Origin of the sequence: Antarcticibacterium flavum (genome assembly GCF_006159205.1) — a bacterium.
Classification (GTDB): domain Bacteria; phylum Bacteroidota; class Bacteroidia; order Flavobacteriales; family Flavobacteriaceae; genus Gillisia; species Gillisia flava.
Map to the genome: position 1 here is coordinate 1,897,941 of NZ_CP040812.1, position 23,647 is coordinate 1,921,587.

A 23,647-nucleotide genomic window follows, 5' to 3' on the forward strand; every position below is an offset into this window, starting at 1 on the left:
AACGATTATGTCAACCAAGGAAGAAATCGAAGCATTAGCACCGTGGTTTCATAACATCCACCTCCCGGATGGAAGGGAGACCGCACCCAATCATTTTTTGGGAGATTTTCCCACATTTAAATGGGAGGAAATAAAATCCTCAATTCCTGAGGATCTTAACGGCTGGAAAGTTTTGGATATTGGTTGCAATGCAGGTTTTTATTCCCTGGAACTGGCAAAACGCGGAGCTGAAGTTAACGCTATAGACCTGGATGAGCATTACCTTAAACAGGCGAAGTGGACGGCAGGGAAATTCGGGCTGGATGACAGGATCACTTTCAGGCAAATGCAGGTATATGACCTGGCACATACCGAAGAGAAATATGACCTGGTGTGGTTCATGGGAGTGTTTTACCATTTAAGATACCCACTGCTAGCCCTGGATATTCTGTCACAGAAGACCACTAAAATGATGGTCTTCCAAACTCTCTCCCTCCCGGGAAAGGAAGAAATGGAGATCCCGCAGGATGTGGAGTTCCATAAAAGGGATATTATGAAAACCGCTGCCTGGCCTAAAATGGCCTTTATTGAAGACCGCCTGGCAGGAGATCCAACCAACTGGTGGGCACCAAACCATCAGGGAATAATTTCCATGCTTCGAAGCTGCGGCTTCAAAATAGTTGCAATGCCCGGCGAGGAGACTTATATTGCAGAAAAAGACAAAAGTCTTACCACAAGCCTCGAATCCTGGAATTATTCAGAGTATTTATCGGCAGTGGGAAAGGACTGGCAAAAGGAAATATCAAAGAAAACAAAAAAGTAACAATTAATTTAAAATTCACGACGAATGTCAAACCAGAAAATGAGTTCAACAACAGATCATAGTAAAATTAAAAGCTGGGTGGAAGCCCGGAAAGGGAAACCAGGCCTTGCCAAAGGCAACAACGAAACAGGCCGTGCCGGCGGACTCCTGCGCATTAGCTTTCCCGGGGATGCCAGTGAAAATGTGGATAAGCTCCCGTGGGATAAGTTCTTCACCATCTTTGATGAGAACAATCTAAAATTTGTATATACCGATGAGCCGGAGGGAGAAACGAAAAACAAGGAGTTCCATTTTGAGAATAAAAACGGATAATAATTATCCTAAAATTGGCAGATAAGTAGAAAGCCGGATTTTCATATCTCCACGGTGTTTCGACTTATCTGTTTTTTTAATAGATTGGTCGGTTGTAGATTATAGGCCAGCCTGACAAATTCTCATTATAATGAGCGGAATTTTGTCTTGTTTCTTGTCTCTTGTCTCTTGTCTCTTGATTCTTCTACAATCGAATACAGGAATATTCATTATTCCCGCAGCTTCGCATACACATCCACACTTATAAATCTCCCATTTTTGATCTCATTGTCCCGCAGTCTGCCCTCGTAGTCAAAAACTGAGCTTTTTCAAAGCCTTTGCAGAATTCTCATTTCCCACTTCCACATAAGCCTCAATTCTGTGAAGATCCATGGAATTAAAGGCGTAATCCATAATGGCATTTACAGCCTCACTTACATACCCCCTGCTCCAAAATTCCGGCAAGAGCCAAAAACCAATCTCTGCCTTTTTATGTTCTTTCTGAAGGTTATTAAAACCCGTAGCTCCATAAAAAACAGTATTATCCTGTGAACAAATTGCCCACCAGATGCCGGTTTCATTTTTCAGTAGATCCCTGTACCAGGTCATTTGTTCTTTTGTGGATTCCCGGCTATTAAAATTCACCCCACAATATTTGATCACATCGGGATGGGACAATCCGCGAAAAATGTTTTCAAGATCACTGTCCTGAATTTGCCTGAGAAGTAGGCGCTTGGTTTTTATTTCGGGGAAGGGGGTCATTTGGAAGAGTTGTCGGTTGTCGGTTAAAAAAAGTTGTAGGTTGTAGGTTGTAGGTTTGAAAAAGTTGTCAGTTGTGAGTTATCAGTTGTCGGTTTAAAAAAAGTTGTAGGTTGTAGGTTGTAGGTTTGAAAAAGTTGTCAGTTGTGAGTTATCAGTTGTCGGTTAAAAAAAGTTGTAGGTTGTAGGTTGTAGGTTTGAAAAAGTTGTCAGTTGTGAGTTATCAGTTGTCGGTTAAAAAAAGTTGTAGGTTGTAGGTTGTAGGTTTGAAAAAGTTGTCAGTTGTGAGTTATCAGTTGTCGGTTAAAAAAAGTTGTAGGTTGTAGGTTGAAAAAAAATGTTGTCAGTTGTCGGTTGTCGGTTTTTTTAGTGGTGACGAGATTAATTATGGATTCTTCGAGTTAAAGTGTATTGAAGAGAAAATTTTCTCTTTTTTCTAATCTCTGTCCTCTGTCCTCTGTCCTCTGACCACTTTTAAAAGTTGTAAGTTGTAGGTTGAAAAAATTATCGGTTATCAGTTGTGAATTGTTGTTTGCCTTTTCTTTAGTAATGTTATCAATAAAGTTTTTTACTCCTATAACTCCGTGTAAAACTCCGTGGAACTCTGTGGTTAAATTTCAATTAGATTCGAAAAAGAGAGAGATTCCCCTCACAATTGTCTTGCCTCTTGTCTCTTGTCTCCTGGGTCTCACCTGTCCTCTGGCCACTTTACCAACGACAATACTAAAATCTCAATACTCATATCTCAATACTCACTTCTCAATACTCACTTCTCAAATCCCCATCTCCTCCATCTGCAGTTTGTAGTCGTACTGCAGGTCCTCGTGCAGCTTGAGCAGGGTTTTGTTGATCGAGATCAGTTGCCGGTCGTACAGGTTTTGCATTGCAGGATTTCTCTTTATCGAGGGAGAAAAATTCTTCAGCTTAAAACAAAAATACATCAGCAATTCCACCTCGGTATCTTTTTTTCCGGAATAGCGGATGTATTTCTTCACCACCCTAAGGATCTTCCTGATGCTTTTTTTGATATAAAACCAGGCTTTGGTATTAATATCTTTAAATAACTCATCCACCTCCTGCTTGACATTCTGAATATAGGCCACCTCATCCCCTTCCTCGAACAAAAGGTAGGTTAGCAACTCCTTATTCTCTTTCTTGAATTTAGAGAGGCGTAAACAAAGCTCCAGTAATTCTTCTCTTGAGCGAAAATTAAGTTCTTTTTTGAGCTGACTTACCGTAGCGGCTTTCATAGGTATTTGAGATTTCCCTGCAAGTTAAGAAACTCGTTAATCTGTCACCACCCGTATTTCATATACTTCATAAATATCCCGGCGGTAGGGATAATCCATATTCTGTTTTAGGTGGTTTATAACTGCCGATTTTAGTGCTTCATCTGTAATAGTGGTGTCCTTCGCAAGAATTGTAGCTTCAAACCTTGCCAGGGATTTATTGTCCAGTTTTTCATTGCTGAAGGTTACATCTTTATTAAGGACTTTAATATACTCTAATTTCTGAAGTTCGGCATCCAGGACTTCGGCCAATTCGGTATTCATACTGGCCTTACGAAGGAAAGGCGGCTGGCTGAACTGCCAGTACATCATTCCGGCTATTCCGAACAGCACTACAAGACTGGTGATCACAACTGTCTTATAACTCCCTTTTAAAAATCTTACACCTTTTGGGGTTACATGTCCGTAAAAATAAAACACGAGGGTGGCCGCCAGGTGAATTCCCAGCAACTGCAGTAGGATCCTGAACAGGCTGCTAAAGACTACCTGCCAATCCATCATATACAATCCCACTCCTACCAGTCCCACCGGTGGAGCCAGGGATGCTGCCACAAGAATACCCACTGCCGCACCGGAGACCAGGCTGTCCCTCTCTGACTGGCATATATTTACCGCGCCCGCGAAACCTGAAATAAGCGGCAGGAAAAGGGCAAATTTAGAAACCTGGCTTACCTCCTCCATTAGGGGAGTAAGGGTCTTAAGTGGGAATATGAAAGTTAGTATTAAACTGGCAATAATCCCGGTAATTATGGCCAAACCATAACGCATCAGGCTGCTTTTAAGCAAAGGCATTTTGCCAGCGGACGTTGCCAGGGCCGCGTTCATAGCCGGTCCTGCAAAAGGGGCTACCAGCATTGCGGCAACCAGAAGGTACGTGGTGGTAGTAAAAAGCCCTATCCATACAATGATCCCTGCAGCCAGGGAATAACCAAAAAGGCCAAACATCGATCCCACGCTTTGAATACCTCCCAGGTAGATCTCCAGGGAACTCTTTGGCTGCACATCGGCTACCTGGTCCGGGGATTCAGAGGCCGGAGGATATAATGTAATAACTCCGCGTGGAATGAGGTTGATCTCCGGCTCTTCATACTGGTCAATCTTCTTTAAGAAATCATTTACCCTCTCGTTTGGGAGGTAGATCATGAAAACATCATGCTCCTCATTTGGAAGATGAATGGTATTTTTTCCCTGAAATTCTTCTACAGTTTCCAGTACCTTATCCTTATGTCCTTTTGGCAATTTGATTGTTAACTGGCGCATAAACGTGTTTTGGGAATACCCGAAAAAACCCGGAATCCGGGAAAAATAAGCAGGAGCAGGTGCGCCCCGGTACCAGGTATTCATTGATCTTCTACAAGATAAAAAATATGCAGCCAACAGCGGGTGGCCTTAAGGTAGTTTTAGGGATTTTTCTTCGGAAGGATCTAATTACCTGAAACCTTCACAACTTCTGAATGTGCCATAAAGGAATCCTGAAATCTCTCTATTTTTCCATTCATAGCTGAAGCAAATATGAGATACTGGCATTTGGAAATATGCTCGGGGATTCGAACCAGGTCATTGTAATATTTATTTCCGGAAAGGAATTCAGCATCATCAACAGCAAATAATTTCAATTGCGTAACATTGATCCCTGTAGCCTTAAATAACCTGAAAATTTTATTGGGAGTGGAGATCACAATATCCACTCCTTCATAGATCTCCCCCTTTTGAGTATCCAGATCGGGTTGATCGTAGGCAGAAAAGATCCTGAGATCTGTATTCTTTAAAAACCTTCTGAATTCTTCTTCCAGCGCCAGGGCTGCCTCCTTATCCTTCACAATGATCAATGCCCGCGGAGCGTCTTCAAAAGCTTCGGCATTGAGCTTATGGATCGTGCTAATGATCAAGGCGGTAGTCTTTCCTGCGCCTTCAGGTGCAATCCCGTAAATATTCGCACCGCTCTTTATACGTGGCAAAGCTGCTTTTTGAAAAGGAGTGGGAGCCTCCATTCCCAGGTGTTCAAGAGTATCTTTAAGCAGGGGATGAAGTTTTTTGAAGGACATAAATATTTATCTAATGGATTTATTCTGCTGAAAATTCGGTTGCTAAAATTTCAATTATTACAGAAAAATTTCAGCAGTCAAAGGTACCACTGCATTTTGGAATATATTGAAGTAAAAAGATCTTTTATATACCCGACAACAAACGTTTACAAACGAAAGTAAACGAAAACAAGCTTTTACCAACCGAATAAGGCGCTAAGCTCAGGCTAAGTTTGTCCTGTTGAAATGAACGAATGATTTTCAGCTAAACAAAATTCTATAGTTATGAGCACTTTAAGAAACAAAGTTCAGTTAATTGGGCACGTGGGAAATGCGCCCGAGATCGTTAATCTTGAATCTGGTAAAAAGCTTGCCAAATTCTCCCTGGCCACCAATGATTTTTACAAGAATTCCAAAGGAGAAAAGATCACAGATACCCAATGGCACAATGTAGTAGCCTGGGGAAAACTGGCTGACCTTATTGAAAATTATGTTCCAAAGGGAAAAGAAGTAGGCCTTGAAGGCAAACTCACCAGCCGCAGCTACGAGGATAAGGATGGAGTGAAAAGATATGTTACAGAGATCGTTTGTAATGAGCTATTGCTAATGAAGTAAAAAATAGAATACTTTAATTCGTTATAAAAAACGCAGGAACTCTCGCTCCTGCGCTTTTTTTTATATTCTTACCTCTTAGCAAAACCAGAATTTCAATTTTTCAGGTTTTGCTTACCCTTGCTACCCACTGCAGGAGTAAGTGGGTTTCCATCTGGATCTATCTCCACAATGGAATTGAATCCCAACTCATCAAGCCTGGAAGCTATTTTTGCCCTGTCTCCTACTACAAACCAGTTTACCTCCTCTGGTTTAACTACCATTTGGCTGGCTTTATGAAGATCTCCAATTTGCAGATTCCTCACCGTGGCATCGTAGTTTTGATAGTAATCATCTCCCAGATTGTATTTCACTAAGTTATAGAGAGAATTGTTCACTGAAGAATTAGTTTCCCATTGCCCCGGTAGCGCGAGGACCTTATTGGTTTTAACCTTGTCCAATTCCTGCTGGGTGGCCGGTCTGGAGGTAATAAATTCTTCAATTTCTTTTTTCAGTTCCATGATAGATTCTGCTGTTTTGTCTGTTTGTACAGGGGCATACACCAAAAATGGTCTTTCCTGTTGTGCATCCATCACAAATCCTCCCGCACCATATGCCCAGTTTTTATCTTCTCTTAAGTTCATATTGATACGCGAGGTAAACTCTCCCCCAAGAATACTTACCATTTGCTCTACCGCCACTTCATTTAGATCGCCGTACTTCTCTGTTAAATGCCCAGCAATTATTATAGTTTGTTCAGACTCCGGCCGGTTGATCAAATAAAGAGTATTGCCGGCAGCCTGTTTTGGTGTGGTAAAAGTAATCTCTGGCACCTCCCCTTTCTTCCAGTTCTTTAAGGATCTCTCAAGTCTCGATTTTAACTCTGGCATAGTTACATCTCCCGTAACTATGAGGGTAGCATTATTGGGTTTGATCCATGTATTGTAAAAAGTGACAATATCCTGCCGGGTTATGTTCTCTACCGTATGCTCGTAACCGCTGCCTGTAAAAGGACTTGCGTATGGATGGTCCTCCCCATAAAGATATTTATTCATAGCCCTTAATGCCATGGTGAAAGGCTGCGCTTTCTCCCGTTTGAGGCCGTTAAGTTGCTCTGTCTTTAATCTCTGAAATTCCTTTTCTTCAAAGGCAGGGTTAAGAACAACATCTGCAAATAGGTCCAGGCTTTCATCCAACGTAGGTTTAAGGGTAGTCATTCCTACAGAGGAAATATCCTGGTCTGACCCTGTATAAAGACTGGCTCCCAATAACTGAAGCTTTTCACTTATTTCCAGTGCATCCATATTTGCAGTGCCTTCATCCATTAAATTCATGGCTAAGGCAGCGGTTCCCGGTTGTGTTATATGATCTGTTTTAAAACCCGCATTGAACATAAGGTTCATCGCAATGGTGGGAACACCTTCCCTTCTTGCCAAAACTATTTCCATACCGTTGGAAAGTCTTTCCCGTTCTACCTGGGGGAACTTGCTGCTCCTGGTCACTCCTAATTCCGGCAGGCTGGAGCGGTCCACCGTTGAAGTCGTAACTGTATACTGCGGAAAAGGATTTGCTATCAATGTATGCTTTCCCTTTGTTAACCATTCTTTAGCAGTCTTTCTAAGGTCCTCTGCAGTTGCCTCTTCAGCATATTTAAGAACGGTTTTATAGTAAGAAGCATCTCCAAAATATGTTTCATTGGAGGCCAGGATGTCACTTACCCCTCCAAAACCACCAATTCGTTCCATTCCCTTGATGAAGTTTGCAAAATACTCTGCTTTCACCCGCTTAAGTTCTTCTTCTTTAGGACCATTCTCTATCAAATCTTCTATTTCAGCTAAAAGCGTGTTCTTCACGCGCTCCACATCTTCCCCGGGCCTTACATTGGCAGAGACAATAAATCTACTCGCAATTTCTGCTGAAGCCTGATAGGCGTTGACATAACTTACAATTTGCTCCTCATAGACAAGTTTTTTATATAACCGGGAATTTTTTCCGCTACTTAGTATAGAAGCAATAAGGTCCATATGAATGTCCTGCCTGTCCCCAAAGTCAGGAGTGTTCCAGGCAAATAAAACCCTGCTTTCCGGCACCCGGTCCTCATACACCTGGTAAGTATCATTAGAGTGTTCGGGAATATTTCTCTCCTGTCTCTCAATTGTAGGACCGGCGGGAATATGGCCAAAATACTTAAGCACCCTGTCATAAGCGTCCTGAGGTTTGATGTCCCCTGCAATCGCAATTACAGCATTTGCAGCACCATAATAGGATTTAAACCATTCCCGAACGTCATCCAGGGTTGCCGCATTAAGATCTTCCATTTCTCCTATGACGGTCCAGGAATAAGGATGGCCTTTTGGATACAGGGCACGGGTAAGATAATTCCATTGCTGCCCATAGGGTTGATTTTCACCCTGCCGCTTTTCGTTTTGTACCACACCACGTTGCTCATCCAATAGTTCCTGGGTAATAGCGCCCAGCATATGGCCCATCCTGTCCGATTCCAGAAATAAAACCTGGTCCAAAGCCGATACCGGTACGTTTTGAAAATAATTGGTCCTGTCCAGGTTTGTAGTTCCATTCACATCTGTCCCACCAATTCTCTCGATTGCCTGGAAGTAATCATCATTAAAATTCTCGCTCCCATTGAACATCAAATGTTCAAAAAGATGGGCAAAACCGCTCTTCCCTGGTTTTTCATTTTTGGATCCTACGTGATACCATACGTTTACCGCTACTATAGGCGCCTTGGGATCCTCATGAACCAGGAGTTTTAAACCATTGGGCAGAACAAATCGCTCGTACTCGATATTAATATTATCTGCCTTAAAGTTTTGTGCATTATGTTCCTGAAAACAGAACACAAGGAATACGAGAAGAATAGCGAACTTCTTCATAATTTTAAAAATTACAGGTTATTAATTAGGTGGGGTACCTAAAGATAGGAATTTAAAGCACACATTATCAGATTCCTGCAGCAAAATTATCATGCTTTCAAATATAGGTCGCACCCTCTAAAACCAGATCTCCTGTGCCAGCCTGTAGGTATTGGCGTGTGCTTCGATGATGGTCTTAATTTCAGGCGAATAACCTCCTCCCATACTTACCTGCACCGGGAGATTAAGGTCGCAGAGGCTTTGGAGTACAAACCGGTCCCTTTCCTTACATCCCTCTACCGTGCAGCCAAGTTTTCCCAGTTTATCGGTTGAAATTATATCCACCCCGCTAAGGTAAAAGACGAAATCCGGCTGCTGCTCTTCCAGAAGTTTTGGAAGTGTTCTTTTTAGGATAGAGAGATATTCCTCATCGCCGGTACCATCTGCCAGCTCTATGTCAAGATCTGATCTTTCTTTTTTAAATGGATAGTTATTCTTCCCATGCATGGAGAAGGTGAAGACTGAAGTATCCCCTTCAAAGATCTCTGCTGTTCCATTCCCCTGGTGTACATCCAGGTCTATAATAAGAATTTTCCCTGCCAGTTTTTCCTTCTGAAGGTACCTCGCAGCAATGGCCTGATCGTTTAATAGACAAAAAGCCTCCCCGTGGCCGGAATAAGCGTGGTGGGTACCACCGGCAATGTTCATTGAGATTCCATACGTTAAAGCAAACTGTGCAGATTGAATCGTTCCACCCGCGATTTTGATCTCTCTCTCAACCAGTTCTGCCGACAGCGGAAAACCTGTTTTTCGTGCTGCCCTGGCATCTATGTTAAGGTTTTGAAGATCCTCGACATAGTCGGTGCTATGAGCAAAAAGGATATGCTCTGTGGCAGCTGCTTTCGGTTCAAAGAAATTCTCTTTCGTGCAGGTACCCTCATGCAGGAGCTGTTTTGGAAGCAACTCATACTTTTCCATTGGAAAACGGTGACCTTCCGGCAAAGGATGTTTATAAATGGAATGGTAGGCGATTTTGAGCATGCTTTTTTTTAGAATGTCAGTTCGAGCGCAGTCGAGAACGGGTCGTAAATAAGAGCGATCCTGCTACAAGGAGACCCCTCGACTGCGCTCGGGGTGACATCTCGACTGCGCCTCGACTGCGTTCAGGTTGACATAGAACTACAAACAAAATATCTATTGCATCCGAACATATATAATTCCAGGCTAATCACTCCAACAAATAAACTTAAGATATCACTGCCCCATTCTCCACCCCATCGGTATCGGGGTTAAGGAATACCAGCTTTCCTGCAGTATCTTCAGTCATAAGGATCATTCCCTCGCTTTCCACACCACGTAATTTCCTTGGCGCCAGGTTTACCAGTACGGTTACTTTTTTACCAATGATCTCTTCCGGTTTAAAGCTTTGGGCTATTCCTGAAACTATGGTCCTTGTATCAAGCCCGGTCTCTACTTTAAGGACCAGGAGCTTATCTGCCTTCGGCATTTTGGTGGCTTCTACAATAGTCCCAACCCGCAGGTCCATTTTTGAAAAATCTTCAAAGGTGGCAGTTTCTTTTTGCGGTGCTGCTTTCTTGTTCTCTGCTTCGTTTGCTGCTTTTGTCGCTTCCAATTTATCCAGTTGTTGTTGTATTTGTTCGTCTTCTATTTTACTGAAAAGCAATACCGCTTCCCCAATATGCTCCCCGGCAGGGAGTAAGGCTTCTTTAGAAGTTATCTCATTCCACAAGGTGCCGTCCTTTACTGTTTCCTCCTGCTCCATATTCAATATCTTCTTCAGTTTTGCTGAAGTAAAAGGAAGGAAAGGTTCGCTAAGGGTAGCCAGGGCACTTGCTATTTGCAGGGCCACGTACATTACCGTTTTTACCCGCTCCTCATCTGTTTTAATGAGTTTCCAGGGCTCCTCATCTGCCAGGTATTTATTCCCCAGTCTTGCCAGGTTCATCAATTCCCCCTGCGCCTCACGAAAGCGATATTTCTCAATTGAACTCGCGATCACTGCCGGATAGGCTCTTAAAGCCGACAGGGTTTCTTCATCTACTTCAGAATAATTTCCCGGGGCAGGAACTTCACCTTCATAGTATTTTTGAGTAAGTACCACTACCCGGTTAATGAAATTCCCGAATACTGCTACCAGCTCATTATTGTTTCTTGCCTGGAAGTCTTTCCACGTAAAATCATTATCTTTTGTCTCAGGCGCATTAGCTGTAAGCACATACCTCAACACATCCTGTTGACCAGGGAAATCCTGCAAATATTCGTGCAGCCAAACTGCCCAGTTTTTGGAAGTGGAGAGCTTCTTTCCTTCAAGATTAAGGAATTCATTGGCAGGGACATTTTCAGGTAAAATGTAGGATCCTTCAGCTTTTAGCATAATAGGAAAGATCAAACAATGGAAAACGATGTTATCCTTACCTATAAAATGTACGAGTTTGGTGTCTTTTTCCTTCCAGTAATCTTCCCAGTTCTTTCCTTCTCTCTTTGCCCACTCCTTGGTAGATGAAATATATCCAATAGGTGCATCAAACCACACATAAAGCACTTTACCTTCGGCTCCCTCTACCGGCACCGGGATTCCCCAATCCAGGTCACGGGTTACAGCACGAGCCCTTAAGCCATCATCTATCCAGGATTTAACCTGCCCGTAAACATTCACTTTCCAGTCACGTTTATGCCCTACAAGGATCCATTCCTTAAGCCAGTCCTCATATTGATCCATAGGCAGAAACCAATGCTTCGTCTGTTTCATTGTAGGAACAGCACCTGTAATAGCCGACTTTGGATTTATAAGATCTGTTGCATTGAGAGAGCTTCCGCAGGTTTCACACTGGTCCCCGTAGGCTTCCTCATTCCCACATTTTGGGCATGTCCCTGTTACAAATCTGTCAGCCAGGAACTGGTTAGCTTCTGCATCATAAAGCTGCTCTGTAGTCTCCTCGATGAATTTTCCCTCATCAAAGAGTTTCTTAAAGAATTGTGATGCTGTATTGTGATGTACTTCTGATGATGTACGGGAGTAATTATCAAAGGAAACTCCAAAATCTTCAAAAGATCTTTTTATAATAGAATGATATTTATCTATAAGCTGCTGCGAGGTGATCCCTTCTTTCTTGGCTTTCATCGGGATTGCCACCCCGTGTTCATCGCTCCCGCTCACAAAGGCAACGTCGTGGCCCTGCATCCTCAGGAATCGCGCATAAATATCTGCCGGCACGTAAACCCCTGCCAGGTGTCCAATATGAATAGGCCCGTTGGTATATGGCAGGGCGGCTGTAATTGTATATCGTTGTTGAGATTGCTCCATTAACTGGTGAAATTTTTAAGGCTGTAAAGGTACGTAACTGTTAAATATTACGCGTTAAATTCTTGTAAAAGACAATGCCGGTGCGGGAAATGTATCTACTTTTATCCCAAATTTCACCGGAATGAAACGATTATTAGTTTTATTAATTCTTGCAGGCGCAGTGTCCTGCAAGAGTACAAAACCAAATGAGCCATCTACGCAGGATCCTTTTATAGTGGAAAACCTGGCGTCCCTATCTCTTGATGAGATAAAACAAAAGCATCCAGATGCCGATATGAAGGAAGATGTAGGGATGTTTGAAGAAGGCACAGAGGAATACCCCTATTGCATTCTTTATCCCGATACTCAGGATGAACTACATATCACCTGGGCCAATGAGGAGCGCACACAGATAAATGACATTCGATTTGCTGAAGCGGGGAAGTGGAAAACAAATGCAGGGATACAACCCGGAACGACCTATCAACAGCTCAACGAGCTTAACGGAAAACCAATTTCCTTCTATGGTTTTGGCTGGGATTACAGCGGCGCCGTGGTGTGGAATGAAGGAAACCTGGAAAACAGTAATTTGAGGGTATTCCTGGCGCCAAAAAACAGTCCTGAAGGAAAATTTTATGGAGACTTTATCCTGGAACCTACTGAGGAAGAATTGGCATATATGGACCTGAAGGTTCAAACCGTGGTTTATAAACCCTGATTTATTTAATGCGCGTATTATAAAATGCCGTACTTTTAATATCCCTATCGCTCAATTAATTCCTTTTTAATGGATGGCAGCACATAATGAACTGGGAAAGGCAGGAGAGGATCTCGCAGTAGATTTTCTTCTCAAAAAAGGTTTCGAGATCGTAGCAAGAAACTTTGTTTACCAAAAAGCAGAGGTAGACATCATTGCCAGAAAAGATAATATTCTCTCGATTATAGAAGTAAAGACCCGCAGTACGCCCGATTTTGGGAATCCCCAGGAATTTGTAAAAGCCCGGCAGATCCATCGCCTGGTCAAAGCGGTAGATCATTTTGTCAATGACCACAACATGGATGTGGAAGTGCGTTTTGATATTGTGGCCATCATTAAAAACAAAGCAGGCACCCGTATTGACCATATAGAGGATGCCTTTCTTAGTTTTGAATGAAATTATTATATTACAGAAACTTTATTGATCCATCAACAATAGCAGAAAAATTCAACCCCCTGCAATGTCTTACCGCCTTGTATCATTAAAACAAAATATTCTTTTCCTGGTGATCCTTCTTTTTGCTGCAACCGCAGGTGTTGCCCAGGAGAAGAAACCTGAAAATGATACTATTAAATTATATGAAGAGATTGAGGAATTTTCAGAAAAAACAAAAGTTACAAGATTTCTTCACGGCCTGGTCTTCAGGTCCACAAAACAAAGCGGCCGGGCAGCTCTTCGAAGACGACAGCAAAGAAGCTTTAGAGATTATGAGGGTAAAATAATTCGGAACATTATAATTGAAACCCTGGATCCTTTTGGCAATTCCATTAATGATACACTTAAGAAGGCAGAGAGCTGGGTAGAAAGAACAGGCAACAGGCTACACGTGAGAACGCGGGAATGGGTATTAAGGGATCTACTGCTAATAGAAGAAAATAAGCCCCTGGACAGTCTGTTAATAAAAGAATCTGAACGACTTATAAGGAGGCAAACCTATATTCGCAGCGCTCAAATAACTGCCAGTCATGTTAGGCAGGATACTCCGTCACAGGCAGACTCTGTAGACGTAAAAGTGAGGGTGCTGGATTCCTGGAGTGTCATCCCTGAAGCCTCTTTTTCAACTTCAAGTACTAGGCTAGGTTTACGGGAACGTAACTTTTTAGGCACCGGCCATGACCTGCGGGCACTTTTTACCAGGCATTTTGATTTGGGGGAGAATGCCTATGATGTAAGATATACCGTAAGGAATTTTAAAAACACTTATATAGGCTCAACAGTAGGTTATAGTTCTTACCTGGATAATTCCTTTTATAAAGGGATCAATATTGAAAGGGTCTTCTATTCACCTTTTACAAGATGGGCCGGTGGGGTATATGCCGACCAGCAACTAAGAAAAGATTCCCTGGCTACAGAGGCGCTGGAGCTGCATTATGACAGGTTGAGGTATAATACCTATGATCTTTGGGCAGGGCATTCCTTCCAGGTGTTTAAAGGAGATTCTGAAAATGACCGTACCACCAACCTCATTACCTCTGCAAGATATCTCCGGGTAAATTTTAAAGAAAGCCCCAATATTGAAGTTGACCCCGACAGGTTCTTTTCCAGTGAAACCTTTTTATTGGGTAGTATAGGGATAGCATCACGGCAGTTCGAACAGGACCGGTATATCTTTAACTACGGGATCATTGAGGACGTGCCCGTTGGTACGGTATATGGGATCACCGGGGGTTACCAAAGGAAGAATCACAGGGACCGTCTCTATATGGGAGGAAGAGTGGCCTATGGTAATTACTTTAACTGGGGGTTTTTAAGCACCAATATAGAAGCAGGTTTATTTTTTCACAAAAAGGAACCAGAGCAAACCACCCTAGCTTTTCAGGCAAATTATTTTACCAATCTAATCGACATAGGCCCCTATTGGAAAATGCGGCAGTTTATAAAGCCACAGGTGGTATGGGGAGAGAATCGTTTTAATACTATTGGTGATCGCGTCACCCTTAATGAGCATGGCAGTATCCTGGGTGTATACGGGGCCGATTTCCATGAGCTTAATAATATGGGGATCCCAGGGTTTCGCAGCAGGATATTCGGTACCCAAAAGTTCCTGCTCACCCTGCAAACCCAATTCTATTCCCCATGGAACATGTGGGGTTTCCGGCTTAATCCCTTTTTAAAATATTCTGTTGCCATGCTGGGAGATAATGATCAAAGGATCTCCAACAGCAGGGTATATAATGCGATTGGAGCAGGGTTTATTATAAGCAACGATTACCTGGTCTTCGACGTTTTCCAGTTATCCTTTTCCTTTTATCCCCGTATGCCCGGTAATGGAAATGATGTCTTTAGGATCAACGCCTTTAATACTGCCGACTTCGGGTTCCAGGATTTTGAATTTGGAAAACCGAGGACTGTGTTATACCAGTGATTTTGGAGCGGTTATTAGATTTATTGGGCAGGACATAGGGTATAATTCATTACCGCTGCTTAGAGTATTAAACATGAAAAGTTTATGGTTTTCATTTCTCGTAATGATTGTTCGTTAATTAGTTTAACCAGCTTTTTATCGACTTTTTGCCAGTATAAAGAATCCTCCGAGGAAGAAGTCGGCCAGATCAATTTCATCTATTCGATCAGGTCTTTTTGCACACCTTTTTCCGATTTCAGTTCTTTAATGGAGTTCAATAGAATATCTCTGTTTTTTCCGGTAAGCAAATAGGTGGTTTCTTTTAAAGAATTGTACTCTGCCAGAGTTATTAATACAAGATCATTGCTGGTCTTTCGCTCGATAATGATGCCGCTTTGGTCAATGCCTACCTTACTGAACCAATGCTTCAGTTTAGCACGAAATTCTGAGTAATTTACTGTTTCCATAAAATTGAAGATACCTAAAAGTAATTAAATCGTGAATGAAATTATTACCTCTTGGTTATATGATTTTTTTAAACTTTATTCCTCCTGCTTTTACTGACCACTGTCCTCGAAATTTCCTGCCCGTAAATTAATATATACAATAGCCATTCCCCATTGTAGATTAGGATATCTTCCTATGGTTAATTGTAGCATCCCTTGGAGAACATGCAGGCTTTGCTCCTCCCCCTTCTAACGCCTGCACAAAACAAGTGACCTTTTCAAATATTAGTTACAACCTCAACCCGGTTGGAGTTTCCTATACCAAATAAAAAGAACCTTATTGGCGAAAAACCCATACTATTTGTACGGAAAACCATAATGTACTTTATTAAAATCACATTATATTGCCAACTCAAACTTCTTTATGCTGCTTTTTAAAGCTTTTTGTCCCTACACCTTTAATGCAGAATTTTTTATTAATCGTATAAAAATGTTTTAAATGAAAAAAATTTACCTACTGTTAACGGCAACCATTTTCCTGGCTTCCTGTGAGAAAGATACTTTACCCCCCTTCCTGCTGTACAGGACAACCAACAACCGGAAATTGAATTGCTGGACTTTAAAGAAATATCACCAGAACTTTTAGATAGAGTTCCATCTGCTTCCTCCACATTTTCAAAAAACACAATCCCTTTCGGCGCGATTAATGAAAATATAAAAGTCAAAAAGATCACAACTAAGAAGGGAGCCAGCAGTTATACCTTCTCCTTAAAAAAACTAAAGAAAAAATCTTCTCAAAAAGAATCTCAGGACTATTATTTTGACAATTTGGTAATAAGTGAGGGGAAGGAAATTAAAACTTTAATTTTTCGATATCAACCCACCCGGGAATGGCTTAAGAGTGACCGGGATTTCGAAAACTTCTCAGGAAAAATAACCGTTTTCGACTTAAAGGGAGAGGTACAAAACATCATTACCACAAATAATGGAGCACAGGAAAATATTCCAGAAACCCATGGAAAAACTGTATGCTTATATGAACTTGAGCGGGTTGAAATTTGGTGTTTTGGCACACTTTGCACCTCTGTCTACTATTACAGTGAAACCTGTACATCCTTTGACCCAAGTGGTGGTGGCGGTTGTAAAAGCGAGGATTGCGGCCCGACAGATCCCGAATCAATTCCAACCATTCCAACAGAAGGAGATCCAGACTGGGATACCGGAGGTGGAGGGGGTAGCCCAGCTCCAATGCCAGAGCCGAATGAAATTACGGTAAAAATTGAAATAGATCAGGAATTACAACAAAATTATCCCTGTATAGGAAATACTATTCAAGAAGTTTACCAGCTTTGTTCAGAATTAAACTTAGAATTCCTCGAATATTTTGAATCAGGCAATGATTTTCATGTCGTTTATAGCTCCCAACCGTTGGAAGGAATAGAATCGGCAAAAGCCGTAAACGCTTTGGGATGTAACCTGCCTTGTACAACCAATATAATTTTTAATGAAAACTATTTTGGTACAATGTCCAACTTAAGTATAGCTGCCAATACTATACATGAAAATACTCACGCAATGCTTTTTTATCTATGGAAATCCGGTGAAATGGGTTACTCTTTATTGAACCCAACATACCAGGAACTGGCCGAAGCCTATAGCAATGTTTTAGCCTCGGAAGATTCCAGAAATGACGGTACCAGCCAAACATTACAGGATCTACAGCATGAGTACATGGTGAAGTTCACTGATAGGTTGGCATCTACACTTTTAAATTTCGCCAATTCCCAAGACATTAACATTGATATGGATTATAGTAGGAAAATGATTTGGGGAGGTACTTTTTCAACCCTGGCAAGTTATGTGGAACAATTTACCTTAAATGAAAGAAATGAAATAGCTGCAATAGTCAATTCAGAATTAAATAACCAAAGTTACACCTATAATTCATCAAATGGCAGCCAACAAACAACAAGCCCCAAGGGCGAAGTCGTTACAAACAATAGTTGTGATTAATTCTTATTTTAAAATAAAAGAAAAAATAGAATTAAAGATAATTATACATAAAGTAAAAACAATGAAACTCACGTTTTTAATAGTAGGTTCGGCTATCTTAACTCTAAGTTGCGGCAAAACCTCAACCGAACAAGAAATTATAAATTATAAAAATAATTCTGATCAATTAATTGGGCAATGGTTATTAGAATTTTCGAAAAATGCTTCAATTAAATGTGTGATGGAAAATGAGCCAATCGATAGCCTACCTGGTGAAATAAAAAATACTATTATACATAAACTTGAAATTAAGGCGGAAAAACATCTTTATAAACAACTAAAATTAACACATCATTTTACATTGACTGATAGCTTAATAGGCGATTTAAATCTTATAACCCTGAAAAAGCAAAGGGAGCTTAAAGAACAAAGAGATAATGGAGAACCATTTTGGATATGGTATAATGCAAATTGTGAAGGAAAATGGCTGAACATAAGCCGCCCAATTTTTAATGAAGATTATACATTGGCTTATTTCGAAGTTTCGACAAGTTGTGTAAATTATCTATGTGGGCATGGTGGGAAATCCATATATAAATATGAAAATGGTAAATGGATTGCAATAGAGAATTTTGACAATTTCATAAGTTGATTAAAAAAAATGATGATGAAAAATAGTTTATTTATTTTTGCTGTAATTTTTACAGTCACGCACCCAGTTGTGAGCCAGATCAATACTAGTAATTCATTATTTTTTGGCTTTGAAGAAAATTCTAACCTTCACTATTTTTAAAAGGGTGAAATGGATAAATCCTATAAAGAAAAAACTTATGTCGAGAATAAGTTTAAAGATGGAAAAATTGATTTTTTTATTGAAGACCTGTTATTTCGACATAATAAAATCAAAATGCGGAGTGATACTATAAGTATAAGAGATTTTCCCGGTATAAAACTCCTAAATCCCGAACAAGGAGTTACTCCCGCCGACACAACTTTTGAAGGTTTATATGAACAGTACAGGCAGCTACAAGGTTGGGAACATCAATTGATGGTTGATCATTATACGGAAATTATGCAGAAAGGCATAAAAGAAGTGCATCCTTTGTGAGATGATAGTGACTTCTTAAATGGCTATGACGATAATTCCTCATGGGCCTGGGATAAATTTTATAAGTATGTTTCCTATAGAGGATTAAAAGATACTCAAGCAGGTACTGCTTTTTTTAGTGATGAGGATAATAATGTTAGTTTATACAAAACAGGCACTGAAGCAAATTCAACAAAAAATCCTAATTGCGATGAATAAAATTGTGATGCTGACCGGATTTTATTTATTGGCTTTAAATATTTCTGCTCAAACCTCAACAAATAAGGATACTATCTATATCCTATTTGAAGATGTCTACAAAGAAATGCGAAAAGACAATTTTACTGAAGCATTACAAGCAGGTTCTCCAGAAGAAAAACTCAAAAAATCCATAGTGTTTTATATTGAGCAAATGGAACCTCCTGAAGGATACGATTTTGAATTTAGTTTTTCCCATTTTAACCAAAGTCAGAGAGCCTATAATACCTTTGGCGGCACCCCCCCGTAATTTTATATAAGCCAAAATCATATTTAAAAGACAAAAAGTTACTGGATATTAACTTTTTTCGAAAAATGCCCTATATCCAGGTTGCCAAAACTTTCGAAAAAGAAGACAGCTGGGAGCAGGATGTAGCGATCTTTATAGTAGATGTAGATGAGATAAAAAATGACAGTATAGTGCTGCGGGAGGTGAAATTTACACGCCCGGTTAAAGAGTAATCCTGCATTTCCTAATAATTTAAGCCTTTACAGAAAAAAACTGTGAGGGCTTTCTTCGTTAATAACGAGGATAAGCTATCCCCTTCGGGTGCTAAGGATTAACACCTCCTTCCAAATTAAAGAAATCTTCAGAGGTTCCAAAACTTTCCAGGCACCTTCCACCGAAGTTATCTTTTCAAAAGTCAATAACAACTTCAACCCGGTTGGAGTTTCCTATACCAAATAAAAAGAACCTGATTGGCGAAAAACCCATACTATTTGTACGGAAAACCATAATGTACTTTATTAAAATCACATTATATTGCCAACTCAAACTTCTTTATGCTGCTTTTTAAAGCTTTTTGTCCCTACACCTTTAATGCAGAATTTTTTATTAATCGTATAAAAATGTTTTAAATGAAAAAAATTTACCTACTGTTAACGGCAACCATTTTCCTGGCTTCCTGTGAGAAAGATACTTTACCCCCCCTTCCTGCTGTACAGGACAACCAACAACCGGAAATTGAATTGCTGGACTTTAAAGAAATATCACCAGAACTTTTAGATAGAGTTCCATCTGCTTCCTCCACATTTTCAAAAAACACAATCCCTTTCGGCGCAATTAATGAAAATATAAAAGTCAAAAAGATCACAACTAAGAAGGGAGCCAGCAGTTATACCTTCTCCTTAAAAAAACTAAAGAAAAAATCTTCTCAAAAAGAATCTCAGGACTATTATTTTGACAATTTGGTAATAAGTGAGGGGAAGGAAATTAAAACTTTAATTTTTCGATATCAACCCACCCGGGAATGGCTTAAGAGTGACCGGGATTTCGAAAACTTCTCAGGAAAAATAACCGTTTTCGACATAAAGGGAGAGGTACAAAACATCATTACCACAAATAATGGAGCACAGGAAAATATTCCAGGAACCAATGGAAAAACTGTATGCTTATATGAACTTGAGCGGGTTGAAATTTGGTGTTTTGGCACGCTTTGCACCTCTGTCTACTATTACAGTGAAACCTGTACATCCTTTGACCCAAGTGGTGGTGGCGGTTGTAAAAGCGAGGATTGCGGCCCGACAGATCCCGAATCAATTCCAACCATTCCAACAGAAGGAGATCCCGAATGGGATACCGGAGCTGGAGGTGGGGGAGATAATACTTCTAATGAAACCAATGTGGAAATTATTAGTACCCTCACCGGTAAAGCTAAATGTGTATTTGATAAATTGAACGGGGGAAATTTATTTATGAATACAATTGGTAAGTTTGAGAATAATGATAATTATATCTTAAAAATAGAAAGAGGAGTTTGCTCATCACCCTCAGCGGACGGTTGCACAAATGGGAGTGATATAGCCAATGGAAATGTAACCATTAAAATACAGAATATAGGTAATGCTAATTTAGATTTAGCATTGCTAATACTTCATGAAGGAATTCATGCTGAAATTTACAAATATGTTTATGAACATAACACAGGCGTCGATCCTTCAGAAAGAAGAACTCTATTAAATTACTATTTCCAATATGGAGCGCAAAATGGTTTAGATGTTGCAACTACCCATGCACAACATTAATATATGGCTGATAATTATGTGGTTCCAATTGCAAAAGCTATTAGAGAATTAGATAATTATAAATACCCCTTAGAAAAATATATGGGTTTTGGATGGGATGGATTGAGAGCATATGGATATAATGGTTATTGGGATAATGGTGTATTTAAAAATCTCAATAAAAGTTTAGATTCTGATTATTACAAAAATCAGGTTGAAGTACTAACTAATACAGAATTCAATAATGATTGTGAAGATTGAAAATTATAAAAAATCAAACATAACAACATTTATTCTTGTAATTGTAATGCTATCATGTTCTGATCATATGTATTACACTAAAAATGAAGTAGATGTGGAGACGGAAAAAGTTATATCTATTCTGATAGATACACTTTCTATAGATATACCTATACCACCTCCTTTAAATGAATTAAATAAAAATGATTCACTTTATAAATTAACTGTTTTAAACAAAATAAAGAAAGACGAAAAAGATGTAAAGATAATTGCAATAGAACCCAAATTATACTCCACAGAAATTTATGATTTTCCTTCTAAGGACTTTGGAAATGATTATAACCATTTAATATTAAAGTTAAAATCATTAAAGAATACACCTTTAGTTCTTGATTATTTCATTGAAAACTCTAAGGATTCTATTATACCATTTCATGATACACTATTAGATAATACAGTTTCAGATTATATAAAATTTGATAAACTTTTAAGTTTTTCACGTATTGCATTCAATGAGGATTATTCTCGTGCTACAATTATAGCATCGAGTAGTACAAGCAGTCGTGCTGGAATTACTAGCATTTATTTTCTTGAGAAAAAAAAGGATGACTGGTATATAAAAAAAAGTCACGGTTTATGGATTTATTAAATAGGTATTAATTTTTAATCTAAAGTCAAGCAACTCCTAATTTAAAGATTGTAATAATTGCAAATTTGAATTGCAGGACTTTAAAGAAATATCACCAGAACTTTTAGATAGAGTTCCATCTGCTTCCTCCACATTTTCAAAAAACACAATCCCTTTCGGCGCAATTAATGAAAATATAAAAGTCAAAAAGATCACAACTAAGAAGGGAGCCAGCAGTTATACCTTCTCCTTAAAAAAAACTAAAAGAAAAATCTTCTCCAAAAGAATCTCAGGACTATTATTTTGACAATTTGGTAGTAAGTGAGGGGAAGGAAATTAAACTTTAATTTTTCGATATCAACCCACCCGGGAATGGCTTAAGAGTGACCGGGATTTCGAAAACTTCTCAGGAAAAATAACCGTTTTCGACATAAAGGGAGAGGTACAAAACATCATTACCACAAATAATGGAGCACAGGAAAATATTCCAGAAACCCATGGAAAAACTGTATGCTTATATGAACTTGAGCGGGTTGAAATTTGGTGTTTTGGCACACTTTGCACCTCTGTCTACTATTACAGTGAAACCTGTACCTCCTTTGACCCAAGTGGTGGTGGCGGTTGTAAAAGCGAGGATTGCGGCCCGACAGATCCCGAATCAATTCCAACCATTCCAACAGAAGGCGATCCAGACTGGGATACCGGAGCTGGAGGTGGCAGCCCATTCCCAACTGACCCGGAGCCAGTTATTGTAAATGTACATATAGATGATTCTATTTATGAATTTCCTTGTTTAGCAAAAGTCTTAGAAAAAATAATAAATTCTGAGAGCGCATTGTTTTTGCAGACTATTAGTAAATTTATAAAAAATCCAAATTATGATTTAACTTTTACTGTAGGAGAGTGTGACAGGACGGAAAATATGTGTACGAACTGGGAAAATGTAGATACTACTGGTGAGGTTTTTATTAAAATAGAAGATACAAATCAGAATCCTATTAATTTTGCTGCAGGATTTTTACATGAGGGGATTCATGCGGAAATTTTCAGATTTGTTAATGAACATCATACTGGCGATGTTGATCCTGATGACATGCCTCTCCTTTTTGAATATTTTCAACTCTATGCTGGGACAGCATATGCAGATAATATTGACCATATTTATATGACCATATTTTACATTAAACCGATCGCTGAAGCTCTCTGGGAAATGGACAATTTACAATATCCACTTAATTACTATAAAACTTTTGCCTGGGATGGTCTCAGAAATTATGATCCCAATAATTCTTTGGGTATTACTGATGAAGAATATTCCCAGTACAGAAACGAAATTACTTCGAATTTTAATATTAAATGTGATGAACAATAATTTATTCATTTTAATACTCACGCTTTTGCTAGTGCTTAGTTGCAACAAACCTCCAAACAATCCAGAAAAGCAGGAAGCGGCAATATATTCTCTTTTGATAGACAAAATGGCTAAACCATTACCGCCACCTCCACCACCGCCCAAAGATGGTTCAAAACCTAAATCGATAAATTTTGATTCCATCAACAAAGTAAAGATGGAAATTGTGGTTGATACTATGATGTTCAATACATCAAACACTTTGGATCTCCAGGAGGAATTTTCGGAGTTTCAAATGCTGGTGGACAGCATATCTTCATTACCGGTCAAACCGGTAAAAAAAGAATATTTAAAAAGTGAGAAAGGACACACCCTCATATTTGGAAGGTCGCTTGAGGATTCTGACACTCAATATTCTCAAATGCTGGGAATTTCACCAATTGCATTTAATCAACAGAACAATAAGGCCGCAGTATATGCCGGCCACAGTACACATCCTCTGGCAAGCTATCTTAAATTGTATTTGCTGAAAAAGATCAATGAAAAATGGCAAATTGTGTTTGAAAAAACGATTGAGGTTTCTTGAATATTATAACGCCCAAACTA

The 23,647-nt window shown here is 39.7% G+C and carries 25 protein-coding genes; 17 read left to right on the forward strand and 8 right to left on the reverse strand.

From position 1 onward, the window contains the following. Window positions 1-7: 7 nt before the first annotated feature. Both FHG64_RS07900 and FHG64_RS07905 read left to right on the forward strand, forming a co-directional pair. The gene (locus tag FHG64_RS07900; protein ID WP_139065891.1) at window positions 8-802 is read left to right on the forward strand and encodes a TIGR04290 family methyltransferase; all 795 of its coding nucleotides are present in this window, start codon (window positions 8-10) and stop codon (window positions 800-802) included. 24 nt (window positions 803-826) lie between these two features. Next, complete coding sequence (locus FHG64_RS07905; protein ID WP_139065892.1) at window positions 827-1,114, forward strand: hypothetical protein; 288 nt, start codon at window positions 827-829, stop codon at window positions 1,112-1,114. Between the two features lie 291 nt (window positions 1,115-1,405). Here FHG64_RS07905 and FHG64_RS07910 read toward each other — a convergent pair whose 3' ends face one another. From FHG64_RS07910 to FHG64_RS07925, 4 genes are all read right to left on the reverse strand, one after another. After that, a complete protein-coding gene (locus tag FHG64_RS07910) occupies window positions 1,406-1,855 on the reverse strand; it encodes a GNAT family N-acetyltransferase (RefSeq protein WP_317133594.1) in 450 nt (149 codons plus the stop codon). Between the two features lie 770 nt (window positions 1,856-2,625). Then, entirely contained in the window at window positions 2,626-3,102 is a 477-nt protein-coding gene (locus tag FHG64_RS07915; protein WP_139065893.1) for a hypothetical protein, read from the reverse strand. A 36-nt stretch (window positions 3,103-3,138) separates the two neighbouring features. Continuing rightward, on the reverse strand, window positions 3,139-4,401 hold the full coding sequence (locus FHG64_RS07920) for a DUF389 domain-containing protein (protein WP_168191334.1): 1,263 nt from the start codon (window positions 4,399-4,401) through the stop codon (window positions 3,139-3,141). Between the two features lie 164 nt (window positions 4,402-4,565). Continuing rightward, window positions 4,566-5,186: a DEAD/DEAH box helicase gene (locus tag FHG64_RS07925; RefSeq protein ID WP_139065895.1), complete on the reverse strand. Its 621-nt coding sequence runs from the start codon at window positions 5,184-5,186 to the stop codon at window positions 4,566-4,568. A 264-nt stretch (window positions 5,187-5,450) separates the two neighbouring features. On the opposite strand from FHG64_RS07925, the gene FHG64_RS07930 reads away from it, so the two are divergent. Continuing rightward, window positions 5,451-5,780, forward strand: a complete 330-nt coding sequence (locus tag FHG64_RS07930; protein ID WP_139065896.1) for a single-stranded DNA-binding protein — start codon at window positions 5,451-5,453, stop codon at window positions 5,778-5,780. A 92-nt stretch (window positions 5,781-5,872) separates the two neighbouring features. On the opposite strand, the gene FHG64_RS07935 is transcribed toward FHG64_RS07930, so the two are convergent. From FHG64_RS07935 to metG, 3 genes are all read right to left on the reverse strand, one after another. Further along, window positions 5,873-8,650, reverse strand: a complete 2,778-nt coding sequence (locus FHG64_RS07935) for a M16 family metallopeptidase (RefSeq protein WP_139065897.1) — start codon at window positions 8,648-8,650, stop codon at window positions 5,873-5,875. Between the two features lie 117 nt (window positions 8,651-8,767). After that, a complete protein-coding gene (locus tag FHG64_RS07940) occupies window positions 8,768-9,670 on the reverse strand; it encodes a histone deacetylase family protein (protein ID WP_139065898.1) in 903 nt (300 codons plus the stop codon). 205 nt (window positions 9,671-9,875) lie between these two features. Beyond that, entirely contained in the window at window positions 9,876-11,954 is a 2,079-nt protein-coding gene (gene metG, locus FHG64_RS07945; protein WP_139065899.1) for a methionine--tRNA ligase, read from the reverse strand. 121 nt (window positions 11,955-12,075) lie between these two features. Here metG and FHG64_RS07950 point away from each other — a divergent pair, with 121 nt between their 5' ends. From FHG64_RS07950 to FHG64_RS07960, 3 genes are all read left to right on the forward strand, one after another. Then, on the forward strand, window positions 12,076-12,651 hold the full coding sequence (locus FHG64_RS07950) for a hypothetical protein (protein ID WP_139065900.1): 576 nt from the start codon (window positions 12,076-12,078) through the stop codon (window positions 12,649-12,651). Between the two features lie 73 nt (window positions 12,652-12,724). Continuing rightward, complete coding sequence (locus FHG64_RS07955) at window positions 12,725-13,087, forward strand: YraN family protein (protein ID WP_139065901.1); 363 nt, start codon at window positions 12,725-12,727, stop codon at window positions 13,085-13,087. A 64-nt stretch (window positions 13,088-13,151) separates the two neighbouring features. After that, complete coding sequence (locus FHG64_RS07960) at window positions 13,152-15,056, forward strand: BamA/TamA family outer membrane protein (RefSeq protein WP_246054344.1); 1,905 nt, start codon at window positions 13,152-13,154, stop codon at window positions 15,054-15,056. Between the two features lie 197 nt (window positions 15,057-15,253). Here the strand turns inward: FHG64_RS07960 and FHG64_RS07970 are convergent, their stop codons facing one another. Next, window positions 15,254-15,502 carry a type II toxin-antitoxin system Phd/YefM family antitoxin gene (locus FHG64_RS07970; RefSeq protein WP_139065902.1) on the reverse strand — a complete coding sequence of 83 codons (249 nt, stop codon included), beginning with the start codon at window positions 15,500-15,502 and terminating at the stop codon, window positions 15,254-15,256. A 588-nt stretch (window positions 15,503-16,090) separates the two neighbouring features. Between FHG64_RS07970 and FHG64_RS07975 the strand changes: the two genes are divergently transcribed. The 11 genes from FHG64_RS07975 to FHG64_RS08020 all read left to right on the forward strand — a co-directional run bounded on the left by FHG64_RS07975 (window position 16,091) and on the right by FHG64_RS08020 (window position 23,627). Continuing rightward, window positions 16,091-17,494, forward strand: coding sequence for a hypothetical protein (locus FHG64_RS07975; RefSeq protein WP_139065903.1), 1,404 nt, complete (start codon window positions 16,091-16,093; stop codon window positions 17,492-17,494). Then, window positions 17,433-18,125, forward strand: a complete 693-nt coding sequence (locus FHG64_RS07980; protein WP_139065904.1) for a hypothetical protein — start codon at window positions 17,433-17,435, stop codon at window positions 18,123-18,125. The genes FHG64_RS07975 and FHG64_RS07980 overlap by 62 nt, the downstream gene beginning before the upstream one ends. Before the next feature lie 150 nt (window positions 18,126-18,275). Further along, entirely contained in the window at window positions 18,276-18,581 is a 306-nt protein-coding gene (locus FHG64_RS07985; protein ID WP_139065905.1) for a hypothetical protein, read from the forward strand. A gap of 133 nt (window positions 18,582-18,714) precedes the next feature. Continuing rightward, window positions 18,715-19,068: a hypothetical protein gene (locus FHG64_RS07990; RefSeq protein WP_139065906.1), complete on the forward strand. Its 354-nt coding sequence runs from the start codon at window positions 18,715-18,717 to the stop codon at window positions 19,066-19,068. A gap of 65 nt (window positions 19,069-19,133) precedes the next feature. After that, on the forward strand, window positions 19,134-19,280 hold the full coding sequence (locus tag FHG64_RS19165; protein WP_168191335.1) for a hypothetical protein: 147 nt from the start codon (window positions 19,134-19,136) through the stop codon (window positions 19,278-19,280). A gap of 396 nt (window positions 19,281-19,676) precedes the next feature. After that, window positions 19,677-20,843 (forward strand): hypothetical protein, encoded by a 1,167-nt coding sequence (locus FHG64_RS07995; RefSeq protein ID WP_139065907.1) that lies wholly within the window; start codon window positions 19,677-19,679, stop codon window positions 20,841-20,843. A gap of 3 nt (window positions 20,844-20,846) precedes the next feature. After that, window positions 20,847-21,083, forward strand: coding sequence for a hypothetical protein (locus tag FHG64_RS08000; RefSeq protein WP_139065908.1), 237 nt, complete (start codon window positions 20,847-20,849; stop codon window positions 21,081-21,083). Further along, window positions 21,073-21,711, forward strand: a complete 639-nt coding sequence (locus tag FHG64_RS08005) for a hypothetical protein (protein WP_168191336.1) — start codon at window positions 21,073-21,075, stop codon at window positions 21,709-21,711. Before FHG64_RS08000 ends, FHG64_RS08005 begins: the two co-directional genes overlap by 11 nt. A 476-nt stretch (window positions 21,712-22,187) precedes the next feature. Then, window positions 22,188-22,445 carry a hypothetical protein gene (locus FHG64_RS08010; protein WP_139065910.1) on the forward strand — a complete coding sequence of 86 codons (258 nt, stop codon included), beginning with the start codon at window positions 22,188-22,190 and terminating at the stop codon, window positions 22,443-22,445. An 86-nt stretch (window positions 22,446-22,531) separates the two neighbouring features. After that, window positions 22,532-23,062, forward strand: coding sequence for a hypothetical protein (locus tag FHG64_RS08015; RefSeq protein ID WP_139065911.1), 531 nt, complete (start codon window positions 22,532-22,534; stop codon window positions 23,060-23,062). Further along, window positions 23,052-23,627 carry a hypothetical protein gene (locus FHG64_RS08020; RefSeq protein WP_139065912.1) on the forward strand — a complete coding sequence of 192 codons (576 nt, stop codon included), beginning with the start codon at window positions 23,052-23,054 and terminating at the stop codon, window positions 23,625-23,627. Before FHG64_RS08015 ends, FHG64_RS08020 begins: the two co-directional genes overlap by 11 nt. Window positions 23,628-23,647: the final 20 nt, after the last annotated feature.